This is a genomic window from Synechococcus sp. SYN20 (assembly GCF_014279555.1).
Classification (GTDB): Bacteria; Cyanobacteriota; Cyanobacteriia; order PCC-6307; family Cyanobiaceae; genus Synechococcus_C.
Genome location: NZ_CP047959.1, coordinates 1,177,661 through 1,200,232, shown reverse-complemented (window position 1 = coordinate 1,200,232; position 22,572 = coordinate 1,177,661). Strand labels below are relative to the sequence as shown.

The window sequence follows — 22,572 nt, the reverse complement described above, 5'->3', positions numbered from 1 at the left end:
CGCCAGCTGGCGCAGCCGCGACATGCTATCTCAAAGTGAGACTTGTAACGCTTTATTTTCGCATCCGATGCGCAAACTGCCACGCGTAACGCCGAGCCTGTGATCGATTTGCTCCCTCCGCCCTACATCAGCTGAGAGGGTGAGACCCAAAAGCGCATCGCTGTAAAGCTGAACCCCCCGGCGCGTTGCCTTGGCGTCTTCATCGAGAAGATCCAGCCGAAAGCGTTGAATCCCTCCATGACGCAAGGCCTGTAGAGCCTCGACCCCTGTCTGCGGCTTGCCATTGAACAGAGTATGACGACAACCAAGATCCGCTTTCAGCGGATGCTCCACTCCACTTCGGTCTCTGAGCATGAGGGTGTGCTGCTCAAAGGGCCTCCCACAATCGGTGTGATCGTGGCCGTCCCATAGGAACGAACAGAACAAGCAGTGCTCCATATGAAAGATCGGCATGTGTTGATGCAGCACAACTTCGATCCGTACCGGTGGAGAAGCCTGCACCAAGTCAAGCCATTGGCTGAGATTCAAATCACAGCTGGCTGTCAGCCGATCTAGCCCCCAGGTCTCGAAAATCCAAATCAAGCGCAGCGGGTTCGCAACATCCAATTAGACGTCACCAGCGCAAGAGACCAGCCCGTACCGCCCAAACGCTCACGATCCAAACCATGATCCCGGGTGATCTCCAAAACGGCCTGACTCCTGGTGTTACAGCGCTCTCCATCAGCAAAACGGGCTGAAGCCCAAGATCAAGCGGAGTCACCACACGTTCTGATCGACACTGACAGGTGCTTTGACATTTCGAATCATTACTGAGGCACTGATAGAAATAGGCCACGCATAAGGCCCCTCTCACAAACACCTCTAAAGGCATGGCAAGGGAACGCTCTAGGAGCTGGGAAAAGTAACTCTGGAAAAGATGGTGTGTCTAACGTCCAAGAGCTAGCTGACGTGCTGGTTCAAATTGACGCAAAGCATCGGCTGACCCTTCAAAACGCCAATGCCATGGCTCATAGCTCACACCCTGTGGGTTCACTTCAGGAAAGGACAGAGTGAAGTGATAAATGGCGGCGTAATCCTGCAACCAACGAAATGCCGGAGTCGTCTCAAAGGAAACCGAAAGATTGGTATCTGGGCGACTGCCATCACCAAGATCAATCGCATAGCCAGTGCTGTGTTCGGAATAGCCGGGCGGAGCAGAAACCTTGGCCCGTTCTTCGGCCGTTTGATTTCTTTCTGATTTCACATCAAAAAAAATCCCCTGCTGCAAGTTATGAGAGCGATAACCACTGATCAGCCTCAGATCGATTCCATCTGAGGCTGCGGCACGGCGCATCGAATCCAGTGCGAGTGCTGCATCTTGATGCAGCTCAATTCCTGCCTCAACGGGCACAAGTTGGCTGACAATCGCCTCCTTATAAGGAAAGTGTCCAAGCAGACGACCATCTTGATCTGGCGGCGCTTCAATCCCATCCACCACTGGAACTGGAGCCGATGGAAACAAAAAAGAACGACTTGCCAGCAAACCAGGGCCTAACCAAACAGCAGCCAAACTGCCTCCCCCCACAAAGAGACACGCGAAAAACACACCAAACCCGCTGCCACGCTTACGAAGAGCAGGTTTCGAGCGACGGGCGACAGGAATGTCATCCCGGGTGCTTCGGCGAGTGGCGGCGACCCTTCCCAGAGGAACCATGCAGTGTTGTTTCAATCGTAAGGGGGTCGGCTAGGGCCGAGTAGCCCTTTTCAAGATGCGTGATTAGTTTGAAATCAATGACCCGGCGGAGTTTGCTGAGATGCTGAGAGTTGCCGTTGTCGGTGGTGGACCGAGCGGATCCTGTGCCGCAGAAGTGCTTGCACGGGCCGGCATCAAGACTTGGTTATTCGAGAGAAAACTCGATAACGCCAAGCCTTGCGGGGGAGCGATTCCGCTTTGCATGGTTGAGGAATTCGATCTTCCGGATTCGATCATCGACCGCAAAGTTCGGAACATGAAGATGATTTCACCCTCCAATCGGGAGGTTGATATCAAGTTGGACCCACTCGGTTACGACGACAATGCCTATATAGGTATGTGTCGTCGCGAAGTGTTCGACTCTTTCCTGCGCAATCGCGCTGCCGACTTAGGCACCACTCTGATCAATGGGTTGGTGCAAAAGATCGACACAGGTGACAAACGCCAAGGTCCTTACACCATTCATTACGCCGACTACAGCTCAGGCGGTCCCACCGGCGAGATGAAAAGCCTGGATGTGGATTTAATCATTGGTGCCGATGGAGCTAATTCACGCGTCGCGAAAGCGATGGACGCCGGTGATTACAAAGTGGCGATTGCCTTCCAAGAGCGCATCAAGCTGCCAGCAGAAGAAATGGCTTACTACGAAGATCTCGCCGAGATGTACGTAGGAACAGATGTCTCACCTGATTTTTATGCCTGGGTGTTCCCTAAATACGACCACGTCGCCGTGGGCACAGGGACCATGCAAGAAAATCAATCCCTAATTAAAGGTCTTCAAAAAGGCATTCGCGAACGCGCCCGTAAGCGCCTGTTCAAGGGCGAAGTCATCAAGGTCGAAGCGCATCCGATCCCAGAGCATCCCCGTCCTCGTCGAGTGGTGGGTCGCATGGCGTTGGTTGGAGATGCAGCTGGCTACGTGACCAAAAGTTCAGGTGAAGGCATCTACTTCGCCGCAAAAAGTGGTCGCATGTGTGCGGAAGCGATCGTGGAAATCTCCAAAAACGGCACCCAAATGCCTACTGAAAAGGAGATCAAGAACACCTACCTGAAACGTTGGGACCGCAAGTACGGAGCAACGTACATCGTGCTCGATATTCTTCAACGGATCTTCTATCGCACCGATGCTGCCCGTGAAGCATTCGTCGAAATGTGCGATGACCAAGACGTCCAGAAGCTGACCTTCGACAGCTATCTGTACAAAAAAGTGGTGATGATGAATCCCTGGCAGCAGGTGAAACTCACAGCTCGCACCCTTGGGAGTCTTCTGCGCGGTCAAGCCTTAGCCCCTTCGAGCTATGACTGCGTACCTTCAGCAGTGGGGCGATCCGATGGTGACTTCCTTGCCGACGAAGCGGCCCAAGCCATCAAAGCGCAGACCTCTGGTCATGCAGTCAAAAAAGGTGAAGCGGAAATCGAGGAAGAGCGCACCAAGGTCACAGCAGGCTGAAACCCTGGTGAGGCATCAGGACTGGATGCAATCAAATTGCGCCAGGACTGATGCCTGATTTTTCAAGACACCAAGAAGATTGAGGCGATTGCGGCGGACATCGAGATTGTCCGCCATCACCATCACGCTTTGCGGACCATCAAAAAAGGCCTCCAGCGCTTTCGCAGCACCCTGCAACCCTTCAGCAAGCTGGTTGTAATTGCCTGATTGAGCAAGGGGAGACAGCTCATTGAGCGATTGCAATAGAGCCGCTTCGCTTGCTGATTCGAACAAATCAGAGGCAACCACACCCGAAGTTGTGAGCTGATCGGCGCCAAGATCACCTTTCTCGGCAAGTTTTGCAGCGCGCTGCACCACAGCCTGGACCGCCTGTAGGCGCTGATCGCGACGAAGCTGATGCAGCAAAACAAGACGTTCGCGAGCATCCACTGGATCACGAAGCAAACGCGCATCGCCGACGGCCTCTCCTGCTACGGATTGAACCAAATCAGCTGGGAAGCCATCCTCCTCGAACTGAGAGACCATTCGCTGCCGCAGTAAAAGCGACAGATCGGCCACTAAGGCCTCAGGTTGCACCGCAAAGGAGGGGAATCGTTCCGCCCAATAACAGGCTGCATCCGAAAACAGGCTCTGCAAAGAAAGACGCCAACCGCGATCCCAAAGAATCTGAACAATGCCATTTCCAGCCCGACGCAGGGCATAAGGATCGGATGAACCACTGGGGCGATCGCCCTTGGAGTAAATGCTCAGTAGCAGTTCCAAGCGTTCCGCAAGGGCCAACAACGCTCCTGCATCACTAGAGGGAAGAGCATCTCCAGCACCACGGGGCTGGTAGTGCTCAGCCACTGCAAGAGCGACCTCACGATCTTCCCCCTCCTCTAGCAAGTATTTACCGCCGATCAAACCCTGCAGCTCAGGGAACTCGCCCACCATCTGGCTCACCAAATCATGCTTGCAGAAGTGAGCTGCTCGCTTGGCATGCATGGCGATGTCTGAAGGAATCGAAAGCGATTCGATCAACCGCTCTGTCATCCAAGACATCCGCTCACATCGATCGCGCAAACTTCCGAGCCCCTTCGCGAAGGTGACGCGATCCAGGGCATCCCGGCGCGACTCGCTCGGATGTTTCCGATCCACATTGAGGAAAAATTCCGCATCGGCCAAGCGGGCACCCAACACCCGCTCATTGCCCCGCACGATGGTTGCGTCCGCAGGCTCGAGGCCATTGCTCACCAGCAAAAACTTCGACAGCAGGACGTCGCGTGCCTGAAGTGCCAAAGGATCGTGATGCGCGTTTTCGCGTTTCAACGGGACATAGCGCTGGTGGGATTGCATCACCGTGACAATCACCTCAGGTGGCAAATCGAGATAACAATCAGCAATCTCCCCACTCAGCACTCTGGGTGCCTCCACCAGATCAACCAACTCTTCAAATAAACCTTCGGGACAGTCAACAGAGGCAGAGCATGCTGCGGCCTCTGTGTCCAAAGCTGAGCGAATCAATTGCTCGCGTTGGGATCGATCCACCATCACACCAGCCTTCATTAAGGCATCGAAATAATCATCCGCGTGCTCGATCTCCAATGTGCTGTCGCGAAGACGATGGGATCGACTCAAGCGACCGCTTTGAACAGGTGGTTGCGCCGCAGAAAGGGTGACCGGAATCAGCTCAGATCCATACAGCGATACCAGCCAACGCACAGGACGGCTAAAGCGTTGATCGCCATTGCCCCAACGCATGAATCGCCTGCCTTGCAAGCCATTGATCCAGGTAGGAATGCGCTCATTGAGAAGGGTTGTGGTGGTGTCACCTGGGGTACAAACCCGAGCAAATAAACAAGGCCCCTTCGGCGTGTCACGCACTTGGAGTTCTGAAGGATCCACACCGCAACGCTTGGCAAAACCCAGCGCGGCAGGACCGGGTTGCCCATCCACCAGGGCCTGCTTCACGGGAGGTCCCTTGCGTTCTTCCTCTAAATCAGGCTGTTGATCAATCAACGAGTCCACCACCACAGCAAGGCGTCTAGGTGTCCCCGACACCCTGACTTGGCCATGGCTTAAGCGAAGGTCCTTCAGGTCGGACGCCACCATTTGCTGAAGCTGCTGCAGTGCCGAGTGCACAAACTCTGCGGGCAGTTCCTCGGTACCGATTTCAAGCAGGAATGTTGAGGACACGCCGATTGGATATGTAGGAATTGACTGTATTGGAAGCCGCTTCGCTAGTTTCAAAAGACCTATCCCTTGAATCCGTGAACGAAGGTTTGACGACAACCTCAGGGACGCAAGAAGCAGGGCGCGATCGGAAGCTTGATGGCCCTTCAATACCTACAGAATCGATTGACACAGCTCTGTCTAAGGCTGAAAAGCGGAAGCTCTACAGCGGGCATCTTCGAGAACCGTTATTGACAGAGCTGAGCAATGAAGAAATTCGCTTTAGTGAAGATGCAGTTCAGCTACTGAAGTTTCATGGGAGTTACCAACAGAATCATCGAGAATTAAGAAAAACGGATAAAACCAAGTGTTGGCAGATGATGCTTCGCCTTAGAAATCCAGGCGGAAGAGTACCGGCACAACTTTTTTCGGCTCTGGACGACCTTTCTAATCAATACGGAAACGGAACACTACGCATCACTACACGCCAAGCCTTTCAAATGCATGGCATCCCGAAATCCGACCTTAAAACAGTCATTGGCACGATCATTAAAAATTTGGGTTCTACTTTAGCCGCCTGTGGTGATATCAATAGAAACGTTATGGCACCAGCAGCACCATTTGAAAACAATGGATACCCAGCTGCCAGAAAACTTGCTGACGAGATTGCTGACCTGCTAAGCCCCAAAGCGGCTGAAGGTTCTTACTTAGACATGTGGGTTGATGGTGACCTTAGTTACCGATTTAAACCTGCAAAGCCTGTCAAGCAAGCCCGAGAAAGGCAATTCGAAGAAGGGATATTTTCCGGAAGCCAGGATGAACCAATTTATGGTGATACTTACCTTCCTAGGAAATTTAAAGTTGCTGTCACCGTACCCGGAGACAACTCAGTTGACCTACTCACACAAGACATCGGACTCGTTCTATTCACAAACAAGAACGGAAGTATGCGCGGATGCAATGTTTACGTGGGTGGAGGCCTAGGAAGAACGCATAACCAAGACGATACGTTTGCACGCATTGCAGATCCCTTGGGTTATGTAGAGGCTGAGAATATATTTGACCTCCTGCAATCAATCATGGCGTTGCAAAGAGATCATGGAGATCGCGAAGTAAGAAAACATGCTCGCATGAAATATCTTTTGCACAATCGTGGGATTCAATGGTTCCGCGAAACCTTGATCAAGGACTATTTTAAAAAGGATATTAAAAGTTTAATTCAGGAACCACCTGCAAAATTAATGGATTACCTAGGTTGGCACCGCCAAAAACCAGGTTTATGGTTTGTGGGACTCCCTTTCATGTGTGGCCGGCTGGAAGGAACTGTTAAGGAAGGGATTCGCTCCATTGTTGAAAGATATCAATTAGAAATACGACTCACCCCAAATCAAGATTTACTCCTCTGCAATATCGGTTCTAGTCAAAAATCATCAATCAAAAGTGAGTTGTCCGAATTAGGGTTTGAGCTTCCAGCAGAGGTTTCTCCCCTTGTCCGGCATGCCCTCGCCTGTCCAGCCCTACCCACCTGCGGACTAGCCGTTACTGAATCGGAAAGAGTTCTTCCCGATGTTCTTGAAAGACTGGATTCCCAGCTCAAGCAGTTAGAGATTAAAAAATCCATTCTTGTTCGCATGACCGGATGCCCGAATGGGTGCGCCCGTCCATATATGGCTGAACTTGGCCTTGTAGGAAGCGGTGTCAATCAATATCAGCTCTGGCTTGGTGGGAGCGCCAATTTGCAGCAATTAGCCCGTCCGTTCCTACAGAAGATGCCTCTTGAGAACCTTGAAGCAACGATCGAACCCTTGCTTCAAAGTTGGAAAGAGGCTGGCGGGCGGCGGGGCTTTGGCGAACACATCAGCAAACTTGGTGATGCCACCGTTCAAGAGATGCTCAAGGTTTCAAACTGAACAAGTCTGGATCCCGTCCATAAATGGCACGATCCGCTTGAACAGTCCAAGCCCAAAGCTGATCACCAAAACTGAAGTGCCACCACTCGTTCGGGTGACGCACAAATCCCGCCTGAGTCATCACACGATGCAGCAAACAACGACGGCTATGGAATAAAGCAGCGGTCCCATCAGGATGATTCAGCGCTGCATCAGCATGGTGAAGCGGTAAAGACTCGGGGCCGATCGCATCAATTTCCCCCCCCATATCCAAGGGGTTGCCCTTTGCATCAATGAGAGTGAGATCCACAGCAGCTCCGGTGCTGTGGGGAGGCGGTATCGAAAAATCAGAACAAGGTGGAGCCCAAAAACGTGCCACCTCAGAGCGAACGCTTTCCAAACGATTCAGCTGTTCTGAATCCTCTGGATCAATGCCTTGGCGTGCGCACTCCTGCTCAATGGCGTGGCTCACCATGAAGGATTGAACTGACACGGGACGCCAGGCATCGAAGATTCCAAACCGAAGTGGTTGGAGTCCAACCCCGCTTGTGATTCCTTGGAGATGAACTTGAGCAGCCAGCAAACGACTTCTCACTCCTTGGCGAAGACAAAAGGGATCTGCTGCATTCCCGTAGGGCGCCCCCAATGACACATAGGGGTGTGGCTCCATGCAGATCACAACAGAGCGCAGCGGTCGCAGGAATTCACCGCAATCGTCAATCAAGATCGAATGCCATGGACGCAGCATGATGACGCGACACGAAAAACGCTGTCAGCAGATTGCCAGGTTCTTGATCACAACGCATCCCGGATGCGATCTCGAACGAGTGAATGACTAATTGAGTTGTACAGCGGCGGCTGAACGCTTGCGTTGCTGTTCCAACAGCACACGCATCTGCTCATAACATTTGAGGTCGGGATCCTCCTTGAGGATGCTTGCCGCCTCATCCCGGGCTTCCTCCAAGACAGAGCCATCGTCTGCGAGGCTCGCGAGCGCCAAATCAGGCAAACCCGATTGACGGGTGCCCAGCACCTGACCAGGGCCTCGAAAGCGCAGGTCCATTTCAGCAATCTCAAATCCATCATTGGAACGGACTAAAACTTCAAGACGTTGTTTGGCCAAAGGATTACGGCTGTCGTTCACGAGTAAGCAGTAGGAAGCGGCCGCTCCACGACCCACCCGTCCCCGCAACTGGTGCAACTGAGCCAAGCCAAACCGATCGGCATGATCAATCACCATCACACTGGCTTCAGGAACATCCACCCCCACTTCCACCACGGTGGTAGAAACCAAAATCTGTGTGGCACCGCCAGCAAATTCAGCAATCACGGCCTGCTTGTCAGCACTGGCTAATCGGCCATGGAGCAGTCCGACGTTGAACTCAGGGAACACCTCCTCCGAAAGCTGACGATGCACATCAACCGCTGAGCGAAGATCCACTTTTTCTGATTCCTCCACCAAGGGAAGCACCACATAAATGCGCTGGCCCTGAAGCACCTGTTCCCGGATGAGTTCATAGGCCTCCTCACGCTCAGAGCTCTTCACAACCTTGGTGCGAATCGGTGTTCGACCCGGAGGGAGTTCATCGATCTGACTCACGTCGAGATCACCATGGAGCGAAAGCGCCAGGGTTCGCGGAATCGGTGTAGCGGTCATCGTGAGTAAATGGGGTTGCAAGCCCTTGTCGAGAAGACGGTTGCGTTGACGCACTCCAAAGCGATGTTGCTCATCAACCACCACCAGTCCCAGACGATCGAAGGCAACTGGATCCTCCAAGAGGGCATGGGTTCCCACAAGGATGCGCAACGTTCCGCCGGAGAGATCGCTCAAAATTTGCCGTCGGCTGCGTCGTGGAGTGGAGCCAGTGAGCAGCTCCACGCTGACGTGCAATGGAGGCAACCAACTGCACAAATTGCGGTAGTGCTGCGCCGCCAACACTTCAGTTGGCGCCATCAAGGCTCCTTGGCACCCAGCTTCCACGGCACGCAGCAGCGCGGCAATCGCCACAACGGTTTTTCCACTTCCCACATCCCCTTGCACGAGCCTCGCCATCGGTTCGGGGCGCATCAGATCCTGTTCAATTTCCGCGAGCACCCGCTTCTGAGCACCCGTGAGTTCAAACGGAAGCAGAGACAAAAAACGACCGACCAATCCTTGGTGCTCCACCCCCCCATGCAGCACAGGCGCTGAACGCTGACGCAGGGCGGCTCTGCGTTGCATCAAGTTGAGCTGAAGGAGCAGAAATTCGTCAAACACCAAGCGATGACGTGCTTGCTGCAGTTGCTCACTGGTTTCTGGTCGATGGATGGCAACCAGCGCTTGATCGCGGTCTAGCAAGCCACGGGCTTCACGGCGCGGCGCTGGCAGGGGGTCAGGCCAAAGACGGACAGCGGGCAAAACCGCTTCCACCAAGCTTCGAAAACGATCGGCAGTGAGTCCTTCAGTGAGCGGATACACAGGCAACAACCGGCCGATCTGGCGAGAACGCAACGGTGCATTGGCGCTCTCCATTACCTCAATGATCGGATCTTGAAAGCTGATGCCATACGGCCCGCTTTTCACCAAACCACTCACCGCCACGGTGGCACCGGCAGGGTACTGACGGGTCTGGCCATGCAGGTATGCAGGATTACTAAATCGTTTTCCTGCCAAAAATCGCGTCACCTTGATCCGACCGGTGGGGTCTTGAAGCTGCAACTCAATAATCGAAAGATTTGGGTTGCGAGGACTGGTGAAGCCATGGGATCGACGCACCGTGGCCACAATCGTGGCGGTTTCTCCAGCCTCCAACGCCTCAATTCTGCGCAAGGCGGAGTAATCGACGTAGTCGCGTGGGTAATGCTGAATCAAATCCCGAACGACAAGCAGACCAAGGCTTGCTAATCGTTCCGCCAACTTCGGACCAATCCCATGAACCCTGGCAAGCGGCGACTCCAAATCGAGCGTAAAAGGTTGGTTCGCTGATCGCCCAGCAGCCTGTGGAGACGACGACACCCTGATCCGCGGGGGTGCCATCGGTGCCGATGGCTCAAGACGAGCGCGCAAACCGTGAAGCCATTGCCGGGTGCCAGTGACGAGCCTGCGGCGACCGGCATCATCAAGTTCGGGATACGCAGCAAAATCAGTCGCTAAAGACTGCAGACGCATCAAGCTGTCTTTAGGCAAAGTCACCGGTGGTGGCGTTGCCAATTGGCGGCTCAAGAAGGCATGAAACCGTTCATGACGACCCTGAAGATCGAGAAATCCCTTATCAGCTTCTAAGGAGAGAGACTGCTGAAGCGGCCGAAGCCAGGCAAGAAAACATTCCAAGCCCTGACGATCCAGCGGCGGGGTCAGTCCTGAGCTGTCGTCGGCGGATTGGGCCACCACTGACTCTGCACCTCCTGACTAGTAAGACGGCTTTGCCAATGCCGCTGCTGCTGCACCATTGTGAGCAAATTGCTGCGATGTTGGCGCAATCGGTAGCGGCTCTGCCGCAGCGAACCATTGTCATATTCCAGATCAGCGGGCCTCACCAAAACGCTGAGGATTTCCAACTGCTGGTCTGGAGAGGGAATCGGCAAGGGAAGCTTGAGCCTTAAAAGATTCGATGGCGAAGGAAGCGCCTGCAGCTGTCCAGCGATCGCTGCATCCAGAAGCGTGGTTGGAAGAAGGCTGCTAACCAAACCTGCTCTCAGCAACTCAACATTGAGCGCGTGGGACAAATTTCGAATCCTGCGGCTTAAGGCGGCGTCCTGTCCGTCGAACCAGTTCACCAACTCCACTGGCATCGAGGGGAGCAATTCCTCCTCCAGCTGAGCTGATGGGACAACGGATGCACCAAGTCCGGAGGCATCGGATTCAAAACTCACTGGCTCGCTAGCCGAATCACCCTGCTGCATGGCCTCACCTGCCATCAAAAACAGGGAGCGCAACAGATCAAAGTCAGCTGTCGTGCCATCGGAAGCAGCCTCAGAATCAATCGGATCTTGAACAGGATGCGTCTGCTCATCCACTGCCTCAATGGATGGGAGATCAACCTCATCCTCAGCATCCATTCGTGGAAGCAATCCCTCCAGAAGATCAGGATGCTCAATGGGAGGGCTAAGGCTCAACTCAATCCCACCATGGTGGATCTGTTGCGGTTCACTCTCAGCGTCAGCCTGAAGAGACTGGTTCACCTCGCGTTGGGCTTGCTGGCGAAACTCCGATGCTTCTTTCTGAAGACGCCTGGCGAGATCCATAAGCTGCTCAACCGTCAGCAGGCTGGAGCAGCGCTGGACAAGTCCATCAAAGGTTTGCTGCAGTTCCGCCTGTTGCTCTACGGACATCCGCGACAGTCGTTCACCCCGTTCGCACAAGAGATGGCCAACGGCATTACGCACGCTTGGCAACAAGAGCTCACGCAAAAGTTGTAGGTAAAGCGCTTGCTCTCGATACAGCAGAGGAGCCAGGCGTCTGCATCGTTGTTGAAGCCGACGCAGCTGTTCCTTGGGGTCGTAACCGCTTGTGGAGTGTGTCTCAGCCGTCAAGATCAGCTGTTTGTCATCGAGGCCACTTCCGTAGCAAAGTCGACTTGCTCGATTTCAATGCCTTCACCAAGGGTGTATCGGGTAAAGCGACGAACCTTGACGTTCTCACCAATTTTCCCGGCCACTTCCTTGACCAAATCAGCCACAGACATGGAACTGTCACGAATGAAAGGTTGATCCAATAAGGACAATTCCTTCAAGCGTTTGCCGATCCGTCCTTCGACAATTTTGGTCTTCATCTGATCTGGCTTGCCATCCAGGTCATCGCGACCCATTTCGATCGATTTCTCACGATCGATGATGTCTTGAGGAATCTCGTCGGTGCTGACGTATTCCACGTTTGGGCAGGCTGCAACTTGCATCGCAACGTCGCGAAGCAATCCCTGAAAGAGATCACCACGGGCGACGAAATCAGTCTCACAGTTGAGCTCTAGCAAAACTCCCACGCGAGCACCCGTGTGGATGTAGCTGCCAATCGCTCCTTCTGCAGCTGCACGACTTGATTTCTTTTCGGCACTTGCGATGCCTTTCTGACGAAGCCATTCGATGGCTTTCGCCGTATCACCACTGGTTTCTCCCAGGGCTTTCTTGCAATCCATCATCCCTGCGCCGGTTTTGTCGCGCAGTTCTTTAACCAGCTTGGCTGAAACGGCCGCCATGAGGTGAATTAAGTGGGGGGTCTATGTGAATGCCGCTACGGCTATAAACACGCAGCGGCGAAAGCTAAGGCTTTAAAAGCGAAAGCTAAGGCTTTAGAAGCTGATGTCAGCCCTGGCCATCATCGCCACGGCCGTCCTGACCGCCATGGCGTCCTTCGTTGATTGCATCAGCCAAACGGCTCAACACCAACTGAATCGAACGGACCGCGTCATCGTTGCAAGGAATAGGAACCTCACACAAATCGGGGTCGCAGTTGGTATCCAACATCGACACCAAAGAGATATCGAGCTTGCGTGCCTCGAGGACTGCGTTGGTTTCACGGCGCTGATCGACAAGCACCACGACGTCGGGAATCCGACGCATGTTCTTAAGACCACCCAAGTACTTCTGAAGTCGCTCGAGTTCACGACGCAAAACTGCACCTTCTTTCTTAGGGCGCATCGCGATGGCACCACTCGATTCCATCCTCTCAAGATCTTTAAGTCGATCAATCCTGGCCTTCATCGTGGTCCAGTTGGTCAGCATTCCGCCCAACCAGCGCTGATTCACATACGACGATCCGCAGCGAAGGGCTTCTTGAGCCACAACTTCAGACGCTTGCTTCTTGGTACCAACAAAGAGGAAACGCTTGCCGCTACGAGCAGCTGTGCGCACCCATTTGTAGGCGTTATTCATGCAGACAGCTGTCTGCACCAAATCAATAATGTGAACTCCGTTGCGCGCACAATAGATGTAGCGCGACATCTTGGGGTTCCAACGACGTGTCTGGTGTCCAAAGTGGGCACCAGCCTCCATCATCTCGGCGAGAGTGACAACAGCCATGTTTGTTTAGGGGTTTCGGGTTCGCCTCCACCTGTCAGGTATGGCGTGTGGTGAGCAAAAACTCAGAGCACAACGTCCAGCACCCGAAACGGACAGGTGTGCGGGGTGAATAGGACAACTGATTTTAACAAAGAGTCAGTTCATGTTTGGAAACACGCTGTCGGGGTGATCCTCAACAGGCCAATCTTCATTGACGCCACCGATCAGCACTTGATCCAGCTGCACAACATCAGAGTCGAGTTGCCTCAACGCATTGATTAAGACGTCTAGGCCAATTCCATCACTGGTACCCAAATCCAACCAGCAGCGAGCCCACTCCTCGTGGTACTCGAGTTGACCCATGTTGTGCATCAAAGCCGGCATCGCTGAGGAGGCATCGTCGTTGTCGTAACGCATGAAGCTCAGGTCTTCTGCTTCTTCATGCACCTGAAGGTTTTCGGCATTGAAGCCACCAAGCCGACCGATCACATACCAGCTGTCAAAGATGCCATCCACATAATTTCGCTCCCCTTGACTAGGGATTTCACTAAACCGAAGCCACACCCAGCAATTGAACGGATCAACCTCTCGAAAACGAACGTCCATGGCCTATCTGAGACCTTCTCATCATCGCTGCCTCAAAAGAGAACGGCCACGATCATGATCAATCATGCTGAACACAGCACTGCAGTCAACAGAATCATCGAAGCCCAATGCTGGAGCTGAACAACATTCGATTCCGGCCGGCGACGTCAGAACGCATGGTCCTGAACGACATCAACCTCAAAGCATCGCCAGGCGAGCCGGTGTTGATCTCAGGAAATAGCGGCAGTGGAAAAACAAGCCTGCTCGAAGTGATCAGTGGCTTAGCAGGAGCACAGAAAGGCTCAATCCACTGGAATCAGGAAGAGCTCACGCGACGGCAAAGGCGCTGGCTGTGTGGCGTGGTGTTTCAGTTTCCTGAACGCCACTTTCTCGGATTGAATGTGTCTCAGGAATTAAAGCTTGGTCACAAACGGCTGAGGAGTGAGGAGAGAAGCAATGTGCTGAGGCGCGTAGGTCTCGGTGATGTGGATCTGAGACAGGCCCCAGAACGCCTGAGCGGAGGGCAACAACGACGCCTTGCCTTAGCTGTGCAGTTGCTACGCCGCCCACAAGTGTTGCTGTTGGATGAACCAACCGCTGGTCTTGATTGGTCTGTGCGCTCCGAAGTGCTCGAGTTACTTCAAGATCTCGCCCAAGATCGACTGCTGATCGTGGTGACCCATGAACCGGATCTCTTTGAGGAGTGGAGCGGAAACCATTGGACCTTGAGAGAGGGACGACTCCACGCTCTGTCACCATTGCCCCTGCGATGAACAAACGCCATGGGTGACTGCCTTGTCCGGGCCACGGCAGCTGGCGGAGGCATCAGGCTTGTAGCGGTGATCACCACAGAGGCCACTCGCGAGGCGAGGCGGCGGCATCGCCTCTCCTACTTAACGACCGTGATGCTCGGGCGTGCAATGAGTGCTGGGCTGTTGTTAGCCAGCTCGATGAAGGTGCGACACGGCCGTGTGAACTTGCGCATTGGCTCCGATGGACCCATCGGTGGACTGTTTGTCGATGCAGGTAGGGATGGGAGCGTTCGCGGGTATGTAGGACACCCAGAACTTGAATTAGATCCGATTGAAGATGAAGCCGGTCACTACAGCTTTGATTTCCATGCTGCTGCTGGCACGGGTTATCTTCATGTTGTAAGGGACGAAGGCAAGGGAGAACCATTTAGCAGCACTGTTGAATTAGTTCGTGGAGGAATTGGCGAAGATGTTGCATCGTATTTACTGCACTCAGAACAAACACCCTCAGCCGTCTTTGTTGGCGAAACAATCAATCAAGAAGGGCTAGAATGCAGTGGTGGACTATTAGTACAGGTGCTACCTAAAGCAGCAGAAGAGCCAGCCTTGGTCGCCTTACTAGAGGAACGTTGCAGTGAAATAAATAACTTTAGCAAACATCTGCGTGACAATCAGGATCACCTTGAGAATCTTCTCAAAGATGTGTTTCCAGACTTAGATCCTCAACCAATCCCGGCTGGAGAACCATTACAACCAATCCAATTTTCTTGCCCTTGCAGCAGAGCAAGAAGCATCAACGCAATGAGATTATTTGGCAAAGATGAGCTCAACATTATGCTCAAAGAAGACAAAGGCGCTGAGATCACATGCCACTTCTGCAGTGAGCTTTACAAACTTAACGAAAAGGACTTATCGGAGCTCATCGATAGCCTATGAATATCTAACTCAAACCAACAACAATATTCCTGCAAGAACAATTAGATACGCTGGTAATGCTTCTAGGAGAATCGGATTCAAGGGCAAACCCGCCTGGGTAGCGAATACGGCACCAATCACCGCACCCAAAACCAAACCCAAGGCAACTAGAGCCAAACTCCAACCCAAAGCACCCAGTGGTCTGCGACCACGCTTGACCTGAGAAATAAACAAGCCAATCGTGGAGAGGGCTAGAACTAAATCGACAGCTGTTGGAGCCGCAAGAAGTAGCAGTAAACCGATCCCTCCAGCGATGAGTCTCACCAGCAGCCCTTGACCCTCCACCAAACTCAAGCTCGGAAGAAAACCTGCTGAGTTCAACTTGGGGCTAGGTAAGGAGAGGTTACGAATTCTGGTTAAGAGAGCAGAGGTGTTAACTGGCGACGTTGAGGGCTTCGATGCACTTTGATCCTCAAGTCGAGAAGCGGTAACGGCAGCAGAACTAATCGTTCCCGACTGTCGTTCGCGCAAGCGACCCATTAAGACAGCGTCATAGGCCGTCTCAATACGAGCCCTTGCCATTGGATCATCACCAGCGGCTTTCAAGGACGTTTCACGCGCCATCTGCACCTCTTCAAACCCCGCATCAGCAGAGATTCCAAGCCTTTCATAAGGATCCTGGGACTCTGAGCTCGAGCCGAGATCAACCCCTGATGCCATTAATTCAATTCACTCTTTAATGAGCGTATCGAGCGGAGCACGCAATCGGGAGAGCTGAGTTGAATCAAAACAGAGGCTGACCATGTTTGTAACCTTGGATCTTTTCAAGTTGCCGTCTGCAATGGGGTACTTCAGCACTATCGAGCCATTTTCTGCGTTTGATTAAAGGCATCTGGGGGGGGAGGTGATAGCCCTCAACCACCTCGACACGATCCTGGCCAGGACGAAAACATACATACTCGGTTCCGCCGTCGGAACACGGACGTAGAAGCCAGACGTGACGCAACACAAACAGATCCATCGGACCAGTCTGGCGAGCGGGGAGCGATGCTGTGAGTGACCAAGAGCAACAATCGCGACTCAAAGACTGATTGGCTCAACACCACTCACCACAGGCGCAACGGTATTGAGTTCAAGCTCAGGGTGCTCCTCAACAAGTTGGTTTAAATTCCACTCATTTTTGAACAACAACACGGGTCGATTCCATGCATCACGCACGGTCTTGCAATTGAAGATACGGCCCACGTCCTCTAAGGAAGACCAACCACCCGTCACCCAGCGAGCAACCTGGTAACCAAGAGGTTCGAGACGCGTATCAACGCCATATTCATTTTCAAGGCGATACTGGACCACTTCCAACTGCAACTGGCCAACGGCAGCAAGGATGGGATCGCGCTTACTCTCGTCTGTGTCATAAAGAATCTGAACAGCACCTTCCTCACGTAGCTCATTCACTCCTTTACGAAAGCTTTTAAACGCAGAAGGATTTGGATTGCGCAACCAACTAAAGATTTCAGGACTAAAGCAAGGAATCCCTTCATATTCAACCTTTGTCCCGGTGTATAGAGTATCTCCAATAGAGAACATTCCAGGATTATTTAAGCCTATCACATCGCCAGGATAAGCATCTTCAACAACAGCCCTGTCTTGACCAAATAATTTCTGAGGGCGCGAAAGACGGATGGTACGACCTGTACGGGCATGACGTACAGACATATCTTTTTCGAAACGCCCACTACAAACACGTACAAACGCCACACGATCACGATGACGAGGATCCATATTCGCCTGCAGTTTAAAAACAAACCCACTGAATTCTGGGCGTAAAGGATCAACTGGACCATCAGTGCCAATCCGTGCAACAGGCTTTTGGGCCATATCCATAAACGCATCGAGAAATGGACGCACACCAAAATTAGTCATGGCCGATCCAAAAAAGACAGGGGTGAGTTCACCGGCATGAACCAATTCAAGATCAAGTTCAGCGCCAGCTGCTTCAAGAAGTTCAAGATCTTCAACCGCCTGAGCGAGCAACTCTGGTTCCACCAAATCTTTCAATTGCGGATCATCCAAATCCAACAGCTTTTCCTCAGACTGGCGACCACGCTCAGCACGACTGAACAGAACAACTTGACGCGTCCGACGATCGATCACTCCACGGAACAGTTCACCGCTACCAATCGGCCAATTCACAGCCCATGGAGTAAGACCTAATTCAGCCTCGATTTCATCCAGCAGAGCTAAGGGCTCTCTTCCAGGACGGTCCATCTTGTTGATGAACGTAAAAATAGGAATCTCACGCATCCTGCAAACCTCAAATAGCTTCCGCGTTTGCGGTTCGAGGCCCTTTGCAGCATCTTCAAGCATCACCGCGTTATCAGCAGCAGCGAGAGTGCGGTAGGTATCTTCAGAAAAATCCTGGTGACCAGGCGTATCCAATAAATTAATCGTGCTACCGGAGTAGTCAAACTGCAGCACGGTCGAAGTAATCGAAATGCCGCGCTGTTTTTCCAGTTCCATCCAGTCAGAGGTAACTTTACGTTGCTCGCCTCGAGCCTTCACAGCACCAGCTTGCTGAATCGCACCTCCGTACAGCAACAGTTTCTCCGTAAGCGTGGTTTTTCCTGCATCTGGGTGGGAGATAATCGCAAAATTGCGACGTCGAGCCACAGCTTCAGCCAGACCATCCTCACCATTTAGTGCGTCCAACGACTCGCTGCTCTCAGTTCCCAAACGCGTGCTCATGATCTCGGTATTGACACCACCAGCCTGACAGTCAATGGTCAAGGAAGCATCAAGATCTCCACCGACCAGACACCTCGAGGTATCTGTCACCAATCTCTTTCACCGTGAATTGGCTCAATCCAGCCAGGACAAGCTGTTCAGAGACCTCAACAGCCGTGAAGGCAGCCATCAGGGATGCTCGAAAGTCCCTTTGCAAGACGGCAGGAGCCTCACTGACATAGCGATCACAAAGCACATCGACCTCCTGCTCAGTGGAGGGTCGACGTAAATCGCGATGCAAGATAAAGGCGTTGGGTGCAGCAAGCTGCTTGACAGCATCCCAGAGCGTATGAGGGTTATGGAGATGATGAAGAAGGCTGTTGCTAACGATTACAGAGGCACCTCTTATCTGCTCCAGATCTTCAGGACAACATTGGCTTAAGTCAATATGTTGATACTTCAAATTCTGAATAGCAGGCTTTCGAGTGAAAAGTCTTTGATTGGCCACGCTGATCATGGAGGAGGCCCCGTCAATACCAATCACATCAGACAAGGGCCAACAAGAAGCGAGCCGCTCAGAAATATTCCCAGGTCCACAACCTAAATCCAGAATCAAACTAGCTGGAGGAAGGGTGACACAAGAATGATCAATCAATGCAAGTAAACCTTCCAAAACAGATTGATCTCCAGCACTAAAGTCTGCTTCTGCATAGGCAATCACCTGATCAGAAGCATTCATCAATTCTGGTTCGGGACAACGTTGCATCAGACTTCAGAACGAAGAGACTCGACAAAAAGACTCAGAGAGGGGAAAGGAATTTCAGCCATACGCACGATCCAAGTAGAAAGCATCGATAACATTCGAATGCACCAGACATCAAGAAGAAAAGATAAAATTTTAGCAAAACGAGAAGTTACAAAAGATTGATTGACTGGTCAATGGCTTTAGGTTTTCCATAGAATAGATGAATCGATGAGACCATAAGACTTGAAAAGAAAAAATCATGATTAATGGTATCACTTTAAAGCACAGTCGTCAGCATAATTAGCGTGCTTGGAAGCCGATAACAAGCAATTTGATCAGGCCCTTCGTCACTAGATGATTTCAAACAACAATGTCAGGAAAAAGGATTGCGTAATCACTGCGAGAAAGACATGGTCAAGGACAATTTTAAGTTGAATCGCACCTCATCAGCCATATCGTTAGGGATAATGTCCAAAAACATGAAGAGTCAAGCAACTTAATAGACAAAAAACAAATTTGTATCTTCAATTTGCTTTCAGCGGTACTGAAAAGAAAAAAAATTACTTATCAAGTGTTGCCTGTTCTCAGAGCGATTCGGCAAGATGGCCACCCTTGCCATCACCGACTAAAAGGACAGGAAAGTGGCTTTTGAGCTTTCCCAAAGACTTGGTGCACGATGTCAGCCGATGACGATGAAATTACTTGCAGAGAAGGATCAAAAGGATCTTCTATTGGAATGGCACTCGAAGGAGCTGGAAAGAAGTCAAACGAGCGGGCTATCGCTGATCTGAGTCCAATCGTTGGAAGCACCGACAGCACACCGGGAACCACATGAACCAACCAGTACACACCAAATCCAGGGGCGACCGCTGCTGCGGCGCTTAACGATGGTCATGTGTAGATGAGTACAAACTTCCATCGTTGCAGCGAGCGAGTGCTTCAGGGGTAATTCACGCCGCCATCACAGACCAAACACTGTCAATAGTGCCTGTAAAGACATACACACCCCATTGGTGGCGTTAAGATCCTACGAGGACAAGCCATCGATCGCTAGTGACCCTCACACCAAGCCGCACTGAAAAGCTAGATACGCAAACCACTGGGATCGCCCCAACAAACGGTGATTTCCCTGTCAGTGCGCCCGCAGCCAACCCTGTGTTTTATCGCACTTACAGCCGTCGATTGCCCAAGGGTCGAGAAAGCTGGCACGAAGTAGGGGAAAGAAATCGATCAGGACTCCTAAAACTTGGCTCCCTTAATGCTGAGGAAATGGATTTGTTGGCGAGGATGCAGGCTGAGAAGAAAGCACTTCCCTCAGGTCGCTGGCAATGGATTGGTGGCACTCCTTGGATCGAAAAGCCTGAAAATTTTTCAGGGGCTTACAACTGCACTTCCACAAATCTTGTGGATTGGGAAGCGTTCGGTCTGATGATGGATTTAGCGATGATGGGATGTGGAACAGGCGCCATCATTGAGCCCCACTTCATTGATCAGCTTCCAGTCGTCACCAACCCGATCGAAGTACGAAGCGTTTCAAATATTGGAATCACACCTGCAGAGCTGCGTCAAGAAAAAACGACTTACAACATCACCGATCACAACGTTTCCATCAAGGTGGGGGATACCAGACGAGGTTGGGTTGATAGCTACCAATTGCTCTTAGAACTGAGTAGCGATCCTCGTTTCGAAGGACGAAATGTCAAGGTCGAAATAGACCTATCTGATGTACGTCCCGTCGGCGAAACCCTCAAGGGTTTCGGAGGCATGGCGAATCCAGTGAAACTGAAAGATCTATATGGACGAGTCGCAAAATTGCTTGGTAAAGCGATTGGCAGAAAGCTCACTTCGATTGAATGTTGTCTGTTAATTGATGAAGCAGCCGTCACGATTGTGGCTGGCAACATCCGCCGCAGCGCAGGAATGCGTCAATTCGCTTCCGATGACACATCAGCAGCCGGAGCCAAGGAGAACTTGTGGCAACAAGATTCGGAAGGGAACTGGAGAATTGATCCTGAGCGTGATGCTCTGCGAATGGCCAACCACACACGTGTTTATCACACTCGCCCAAGCAGAGAAGTGCTGCTGGAAGCTGTAACGCGTCAATTCCACAGCGGAGAAGGCGCCATCCAATTCGCCCCAGAAGCACTCGCTCGCTCTAACGCTGATTTGCTATCCACTCAAGAATTAAGAAGCGAATTTATCGAGATTTACTGTGACCAAGGTCGCAAGGAAGCTGGTCTCTGGCTTCAACAAAATCATGGTCCTATCTCTGAAGAAGAACTAGAGCATCGACTGAGCCGTTACGGCTTAAATCCATGTGGTGAAATCCTTGGCGCAGATTTTCATTGCAACCTTGCGGAAGTGCATCTCAACCAGATTGACCCCAAGGATGAGGATTCACAACGTGACGCTTTCAGAGCAGGAGCACTTTCAGTTGCGTGTCTACTCAATCACAACTTTGAGGTGGATCGCTACCGCCAGAGTCGCGCGTGGGATCCAATTGTGGGTGTGAGTTTTACTGGCTTATTTGACTTCTTCGTCCATGCTTTTGGTACACCATGGTTGAAGTGGTGGGAGGCTGGTAGGCCTGAAACCGAGGAGGGACTCAACTACAAGAAGCAAGAGGCTGAGTACTTAAAACGGTGGAAGTCCATCGTGAATGAAACCGTTTGGGATTATTGCGATCGGCATGATTTACGACGTCCAAACCGCTGCACCACAGTTCAACCGGCTGGGACAAAAAGCCTACTCACAGGTGCTGCACCAGGATGGCATCCGCCCAAAGCTCAACGATTCATCCGCAGGATCACATTTCGCAAAAATGATCCTGTAGCGATGGCCTGCATGGATTATGGCTACACCGTGGTTCCATCCCAGTCGGATAAGGATGATCAAGGTCGTCTTTTGAACGATCCATTTGATACCCGCTGCACTGAATGGTTAGTAGAAATCCCAACAGAGGTGAGCTGGGCCAATCTGCCAGGAGCAGACACTGTTGATATCAATGCTTTTTCAGCATTGGCACAGTTTGACTTCTACATGCAAGTCCAATCGAACTTCACCGCTCACAACACATCGGCAACAATCGAATTTCGTGAGTATGAGATCGAACCTTTAACTGATGCTCTTCATCAAACCATCCAACAGGGTGGTGGATACATTTCTGCGGCACTCCTTGCACGATTCGATGCCAATGCAACCTTTCCACGCCTGCCGTTTGAACCCATCGATGCACAAACCTATGAGCGCATGCAGAAGGAAGTCATTGAACGCCGAGTCAATGATGACTTTTTTGATGCCTTGCAAAGGTATGACAATGGTGAGCTTACGGAAGCAGGTCCGGCTGGATGTGATTCTGATAAATGTCTATTACCCTTAGCAAAGCCAAACAGCTAAATACAAAAAAGGGTTCAAGCTATTTGCTTGAGCCTTTTTTATGCCTAGAATAAACTTCGATAAGCTTAAGGCAAGAGAATATGCCACAGGAATTATCTCAATCCAGCAACTGTACTAAAAACTACATAGAACCAGACTCTAGTATTATCAACGCGACTAATTACCAGTCAAAGCAAGAAAAAAGAGGGAGAATCCATTCAAGACAATTTCAGGCAGGGCAACAAAACTGATGACATCTGCAAATCTTCTTGGAGCAGCAA

Annotated in this window: 20 protein-coding genes and 1 pseudogene; 5 read left to right on the top strand and 16 right to left on the bottom strand. The window is 51.7% G+C overall.

What is annotated here, in order from left to right:
• Window positions 1-30 precede the first annotated feature (30 nt).
• The 3 genes and pseudogenes from SynSYN20_RS06250 to SynSYN20_RS06240 all read right to left on the bottom strand — a co-directional run.
• Window positions 31-606, bottom strand: a pseudogene (locus SynSYN20_RS06250) (U32 family peptidase); the annotation flags it as partial.
• 7 nt (window positions 607-613) lie between these two features.
• Entirely contained in the window at window positions 614-760 is a 147-nt protein-coding gene (locus SynSYN20_RS06245) for a hypothetical protein (protein ID WP_186525169.1), read from the bottom strand.
• Window positions 761-925: 165 nt separating this feature from the next.
• On the bottom strand, window positions 926-1,693 hold the full coding sequence (locus SynSYN20_RS06240; protein ID WP_186525168.1) for a M15 family metallopeptidase: 768 nt from the start codon (window positions 1,691-1,693) through the stop codon (window positions 926-928).
• A 100-nt stretch (window positions 1,694-1,793) separates the two neighbouring features.
• Here SynSYN20_RS06240 and chlP point away from each other — a divergent pair, with 100 nt between their 5' ends.
• Window positions 1,794-3,182, top strand: a complete 1,389-nt coding sequence (chlP, locus tag SynSYN20_RS06235) for a geranylgeranyl reductase (protein ID WP_186525167.1) — start codon at window positions 1,794-1,796, stop codon at window positions 3,180-3,182.
• A 15-nt stretch (window positions 3,183-3,197) separates the two neighbouring features.
• On the opposite strand, the gene glyS is transcribed toward chlP, so the two are convergent.
• Window positions 3,198-5,357 (bottom strand): glycine--tRNA ligase subunit beta, encoded by a 2,160-nt coding sequence (gene glyS / locus SynSYN20_RS06230; protein ID WP_186525166.1) that lies wholly within the window; start codon window positions 5,355-5,357, stop codon window positions 3,198-3,200.
• A 146-nt stretch (window positions 5,358-5,503) separates the two neighbouring features.
• On the opposite strand from glyS, the gene SynSYN20_RS06225 reads away from it, so the two are divergent.
• Window positions 5,504-7,243 carry an NADPH-dependent assimilatory sulfite reductase hemoprotein subunit gene (locus tag SynSYN20_RS06225; RefSeq protein ID WP_186525501.1) on the top strand — a complete coding sequence of 580 codons (1,740 nt, stop codon included), beginning with the start codon at window positions 5,504-5,506 and terminating at the stop codon, window positions 7,241-7,243.
• On the opposite strand, the gene SynSYN20_RS06220 is transcribed toward SynSYN20_RS06225, so the two are convergent.
• The 6 genes from SynSYN20_RS06220 to SynSYN20_RS06195 all read right to left on the bottom strand — a co-directional run bounded on the left by SynSYN20_RS06220 (window position 7,227) and on the right by SynSYN20_RS06195 (window position 13,801).
• Window positions 7,227-7,970 carry a M15 family metallopeptidase gene (locus SynSYN20_RS06220; RefSeq protein ID WP_186525165.1) on the bottom strand — a complete coding sequence of 248 codons (744 nt, stop codon included), beginning with the start codon at window positions 7,968-7,970 and terminating at the stop codon, window positions 7,227-7,229. The two genes, SynSYN20_RS06225 and SynSYN20_RS06220, sit on opposite strands and share 17 nt — an antisense overlap.
• An 87-nt stretch (window positions 7,971-8,057) precedes the next feature.
• On the bottom strand, window positions 8,058-10,592 hold the full coding sequence (recG, locus tag SynSYN20_RS06215) for an ATP-dependent DNA helicase RecG (RefSeq protein ID WP_186525164.1): 2,535 nt from the start codon (window positions 10,590-10,592) through the stop codon (window positions 8,058-8,060).
• Window positions 10,556-11,734: a hypothetical protein gene (locus SynSYN20_RS06210; RefSeq protein ID WP_186525163.1), complete on the bottom strand. Its 1,179-nt coding sequence runs from the start codon at window positions 11,732-11,734 to the stop codon at window positions 10,556-10,558. Before SynSYN20_RS06210 ends, recG begins: the two co-directional genes overlap by 37 nt.
• A 2-nt stretch (window positions 11,735-11,736) precedes the next feature.
• Window positions 11,737-12,393: a translation elongation factor Ts gene (tsf, locus tag SynSYN20_RS06205; protein WP_186525162.1), complete on the bottom strand. Its 657-nt coding sequence runs from the start codon at window positions 12,391-12,393 to the stop codon at window positions 11,737-11,739.
• A gap of 106 nt (window positions 12,394-12,499) precedes the next feature.
• Window positions 12,500-13,216, bottom strand: coding sequence for a 30S ribosomal protein S2 (gene rpsB, locus SynSYN20_RS06200; protein ID WP_186525161.1), 717 nt, complete (start codon window positions 13,214-13,216; stop codon window positions 12,500-12,502).
• A gap of 135 nt (window positions 13,217-13,351) precedes the next feature.
• Window positions 13,352-13,801 carry a DUF3531 family protein gene (locus SynSYN20_RS06195; protein WP_186525160.1) on the bottom strand — a complete coding sequence of 150 codons (450 nt, stop codon included), beginning with the start codon at window positions 13,799-13,801 and terminating at the stop codon, window positions 13,352-13,354.
• A gap of 107 nt (window positions 13,802-13,908) precedes the next feature.
• Between SynSYN20_RS06195 and SynSYN20_RS06190 the strand changes: the two genes are divergently transcribed.
• Window positions 13,909-14,553, top strand: a complete 645-nt coding sequence (locus SynSYN20_RS06190) for an ABC transporter ATP-binding protein (RefSeq protein ID WP_186525159.1) — start codon at window positions 13,909-13,911, stop codon at window positions 14,551-14,553.
• Here the strand turns inward: SynSYN20_RS06190 and SynSYN20_RS14470 are convergent.
• Window positions 14,533-14,661, bottom strand: a complete 129-nt coding sequence (locus SynSYN20_RS14470; RefSeq protein ID WP_255476437.1) for a hypothetical protein — start codon at window positions 14,659-14,661, stop codon at window positions 14,533-14,535. The genes SynSYN20_RS06190 and SynSYN20_RS14470 overlap by 21 nt on opposite strands.
• Between SynSYN20_RS14470 and hslO the strand changes: the two genes are divergently transcribed.
• On the top strand, window positions 14,620-15,468 hold the full coding sequence (hslO, locus tag SynSYN20_RS06185; protein WP_255476420.1) for an Hsp33 family molecular chaperone HslO: 849 nt from the start codon (window positions 14,620-14,622) through the stop codon (window positions 15,466-15,468). The genes SynSYN20_RS14470 and hslO overlap by 42 nt on opposite strands.
• Before the next feature lie 9 nt (window positions 15,469-15,477).
• Here the strand turns inward: hslO and SynSYN20_RS06180 are convergent, their stop codons facing one another.
• The 5 genes from SynSYN20_RS06180 to SynSYN20_RS14460 form a co-directional block, all read right to left on the bottom strand.
• Window positions 15,478-16,167: a CPP1-like family protein gene (locus SynSYN20_RS06180; protein WP_186525157.1), complete on the bottom strand. Its 690-nt coding sequence runs from the start codon at window positions 16,165-16,167 to the stop codon at window positions 15,478-15,480.
• 64 nt (window positions 16,168-16,231) lie between these two features.
• Window positions 16,232-16,468 carry a hypothetical protein gene (locus SynSYN20_RS14465; RefSeq protein ID WP_255476419.1) on the bottom strand — a complete coding sequence of 79 codons (237 nt, stop codon included), beginning with the start codon at window positions 16,466-16,468 and terminating at the stop codon, window positions 16,232-16,234.
• 59 nt (window positions 16,469-16,527) lie between these two features.
• Window positions 16,528-18,192 carry a peptide chain release factor 3 gene (locus tag SynSYN20_RS06175; RefSeq protein WP_255476418.1) on the bottom strand — a complete coding sequence of 555 codons (1,665 nt, stop codon included), beginning with the start codon at window positions 18,190-18,192 and terminating at the stop codon, window positions 16,528-16,530.
• 49 nt (window positions 18,193-18,241) lie between these two features.
• Window positions 18,242-18,937, bottom strand: coding sequence for a trans-aconitate 2-methyltransferase (locus SynSYN20_RS06170; RefSeq protein ID WP_186525156.1), 696 nt, complete (start codon window positions 18,935-18,937; stop codon window positions 18,242-18,244).
• Between the two features lie 742 nt (window positions 18,938-19,679).
• Complete coding sequence (locus SynSYN20_RS14460) at window positions 19,680-19,811, bottom strand: hypothetical protein (protein WP_255476391.1); 132 nt, start codon at window positions 19,809-19,811, stop codon at window positions 19,680-19,682.
• Window positions 19,812-19,969: 158 nt separating this feature from the next.
• Between SynSYN20_RS14460 and nrdJ the strand changes: the two genes are divergently transcribed.
• Window positions 19,970-22,312, top strand: coding sequence for a ribonucleoside-triphosphate reductase, adenosylcobalamin-dependent (nrdJ, locus tag SynSYN20_RS06165; protein WP_186525155.1), 2,343 nt, complete (start codon window positions 19,970-19,972; stop codon window positions 22,310-22,312).
• Window positions 22,313-22,572: the final 260 nt, after the last annotated feature.

What these genes read in the sequence shown, in the direction of transcription:
- SynSYN20_RS06240 (WP_186525168.1), bottom strand. Translation starts at nt 1,693, where the DNA reads ATGGTTCCTCTGGGAAGGGTCGCCGCCACTCGCCGAAGCACCCGGGAT.
- chlP (WP_186525167.1), top strand. Translation starts at nt 1,794, where the DNA reads ATGCTGAGAGTTGCCGTTGTCGGTGGTGGACCGAGCGGATCCTGTGCC.
- SynSYN20_RS06220 (WP_186525165.1), bottom strand. Translation starts at nt 7,970, where the DNA reads ATGCTGCGTCCATGGCATTCGATCTTGATTGACGATTGCGGTGAATTC.
- tsf (WP_186525162.1), bottom strand. Translation starts at nt 12,393, where the DNA reads ATGGCGGCCGTTTCAGCCAAGCTGGTTAAAGAACTGCGCGACAAAACC.
- rpsB (WP_186525161.1), bottom strand. Translation starts at nt 13,216, where the DNA reads ATGGCTGTTGTCACTCTCGCCGAGATGATGGAGGCTGGTGCCCACTTT.
- SynSYN20_RS06195 (WP_186525160.1), bottom strand. Translation starts at nt 13,801, where the DNA reads ATGGACGTTCGTTTTCGAGAGGTTGATCCGTTCAATTGCTGGGTGTGG.
- SynSYN20_RS06190 (WP_186525159.1), top strand. Translation starts at nt 13,909, where the DNA reads ATGCTGGAGCTGAACAACATTCGATTCCGGCCGGCGACGTCAGAACGC.
- SynSYN20_RS14470 (WP_255476437.1), bottom strand. Translation starts at nt 14,661, where the DNA reads ATGCCGCCGCCTCGCCTCGCGAGTGGCCTCTGTGGTGATCACCGCTAC.
- SynSYN20_RS06180 (WP_186525157.1), bottom strand. Translation starts at nt 16,167, where the DNA reads ATGGCATCAGGGGTTGATCTCGGCTCGAGCTCAGAGTCCCAGGATCCT.
- SynSYN20_RS14465 (WP_255476419.1), bottom strand. Translation starts at nt 16,468, where the DNA reads ATGGATCTGTTTGTGTTGCGTCACGTCTGGCTTCTACGTCCGTGTTCC.
- SynSYN20_RS06175 (WP_255476418.1), bottom strand. Translation starts at nt 18,192, where the DNA reads ATGAGCACGCGTTTGGGAACTGAGAGCAGCGAGTCGTTGGACGCACTA.
- SynSYN20_RS06170 (WP_186525156.1), bottom strand. Translation starts at nt 18,937, where the DNA reads ATGCAACGTTGTCCCGAACCAGAATTGATGAATGCTTCTGATCAGGTG.
- SynSYN20_RS14460 (WP_255476391.1), bottom strand. Translation starts at nt 19,811, where the DNA reads ATGACCATCGTTAAGCGCCGCAGCAGCGGTCGCCCCTGGATTTGGTGT.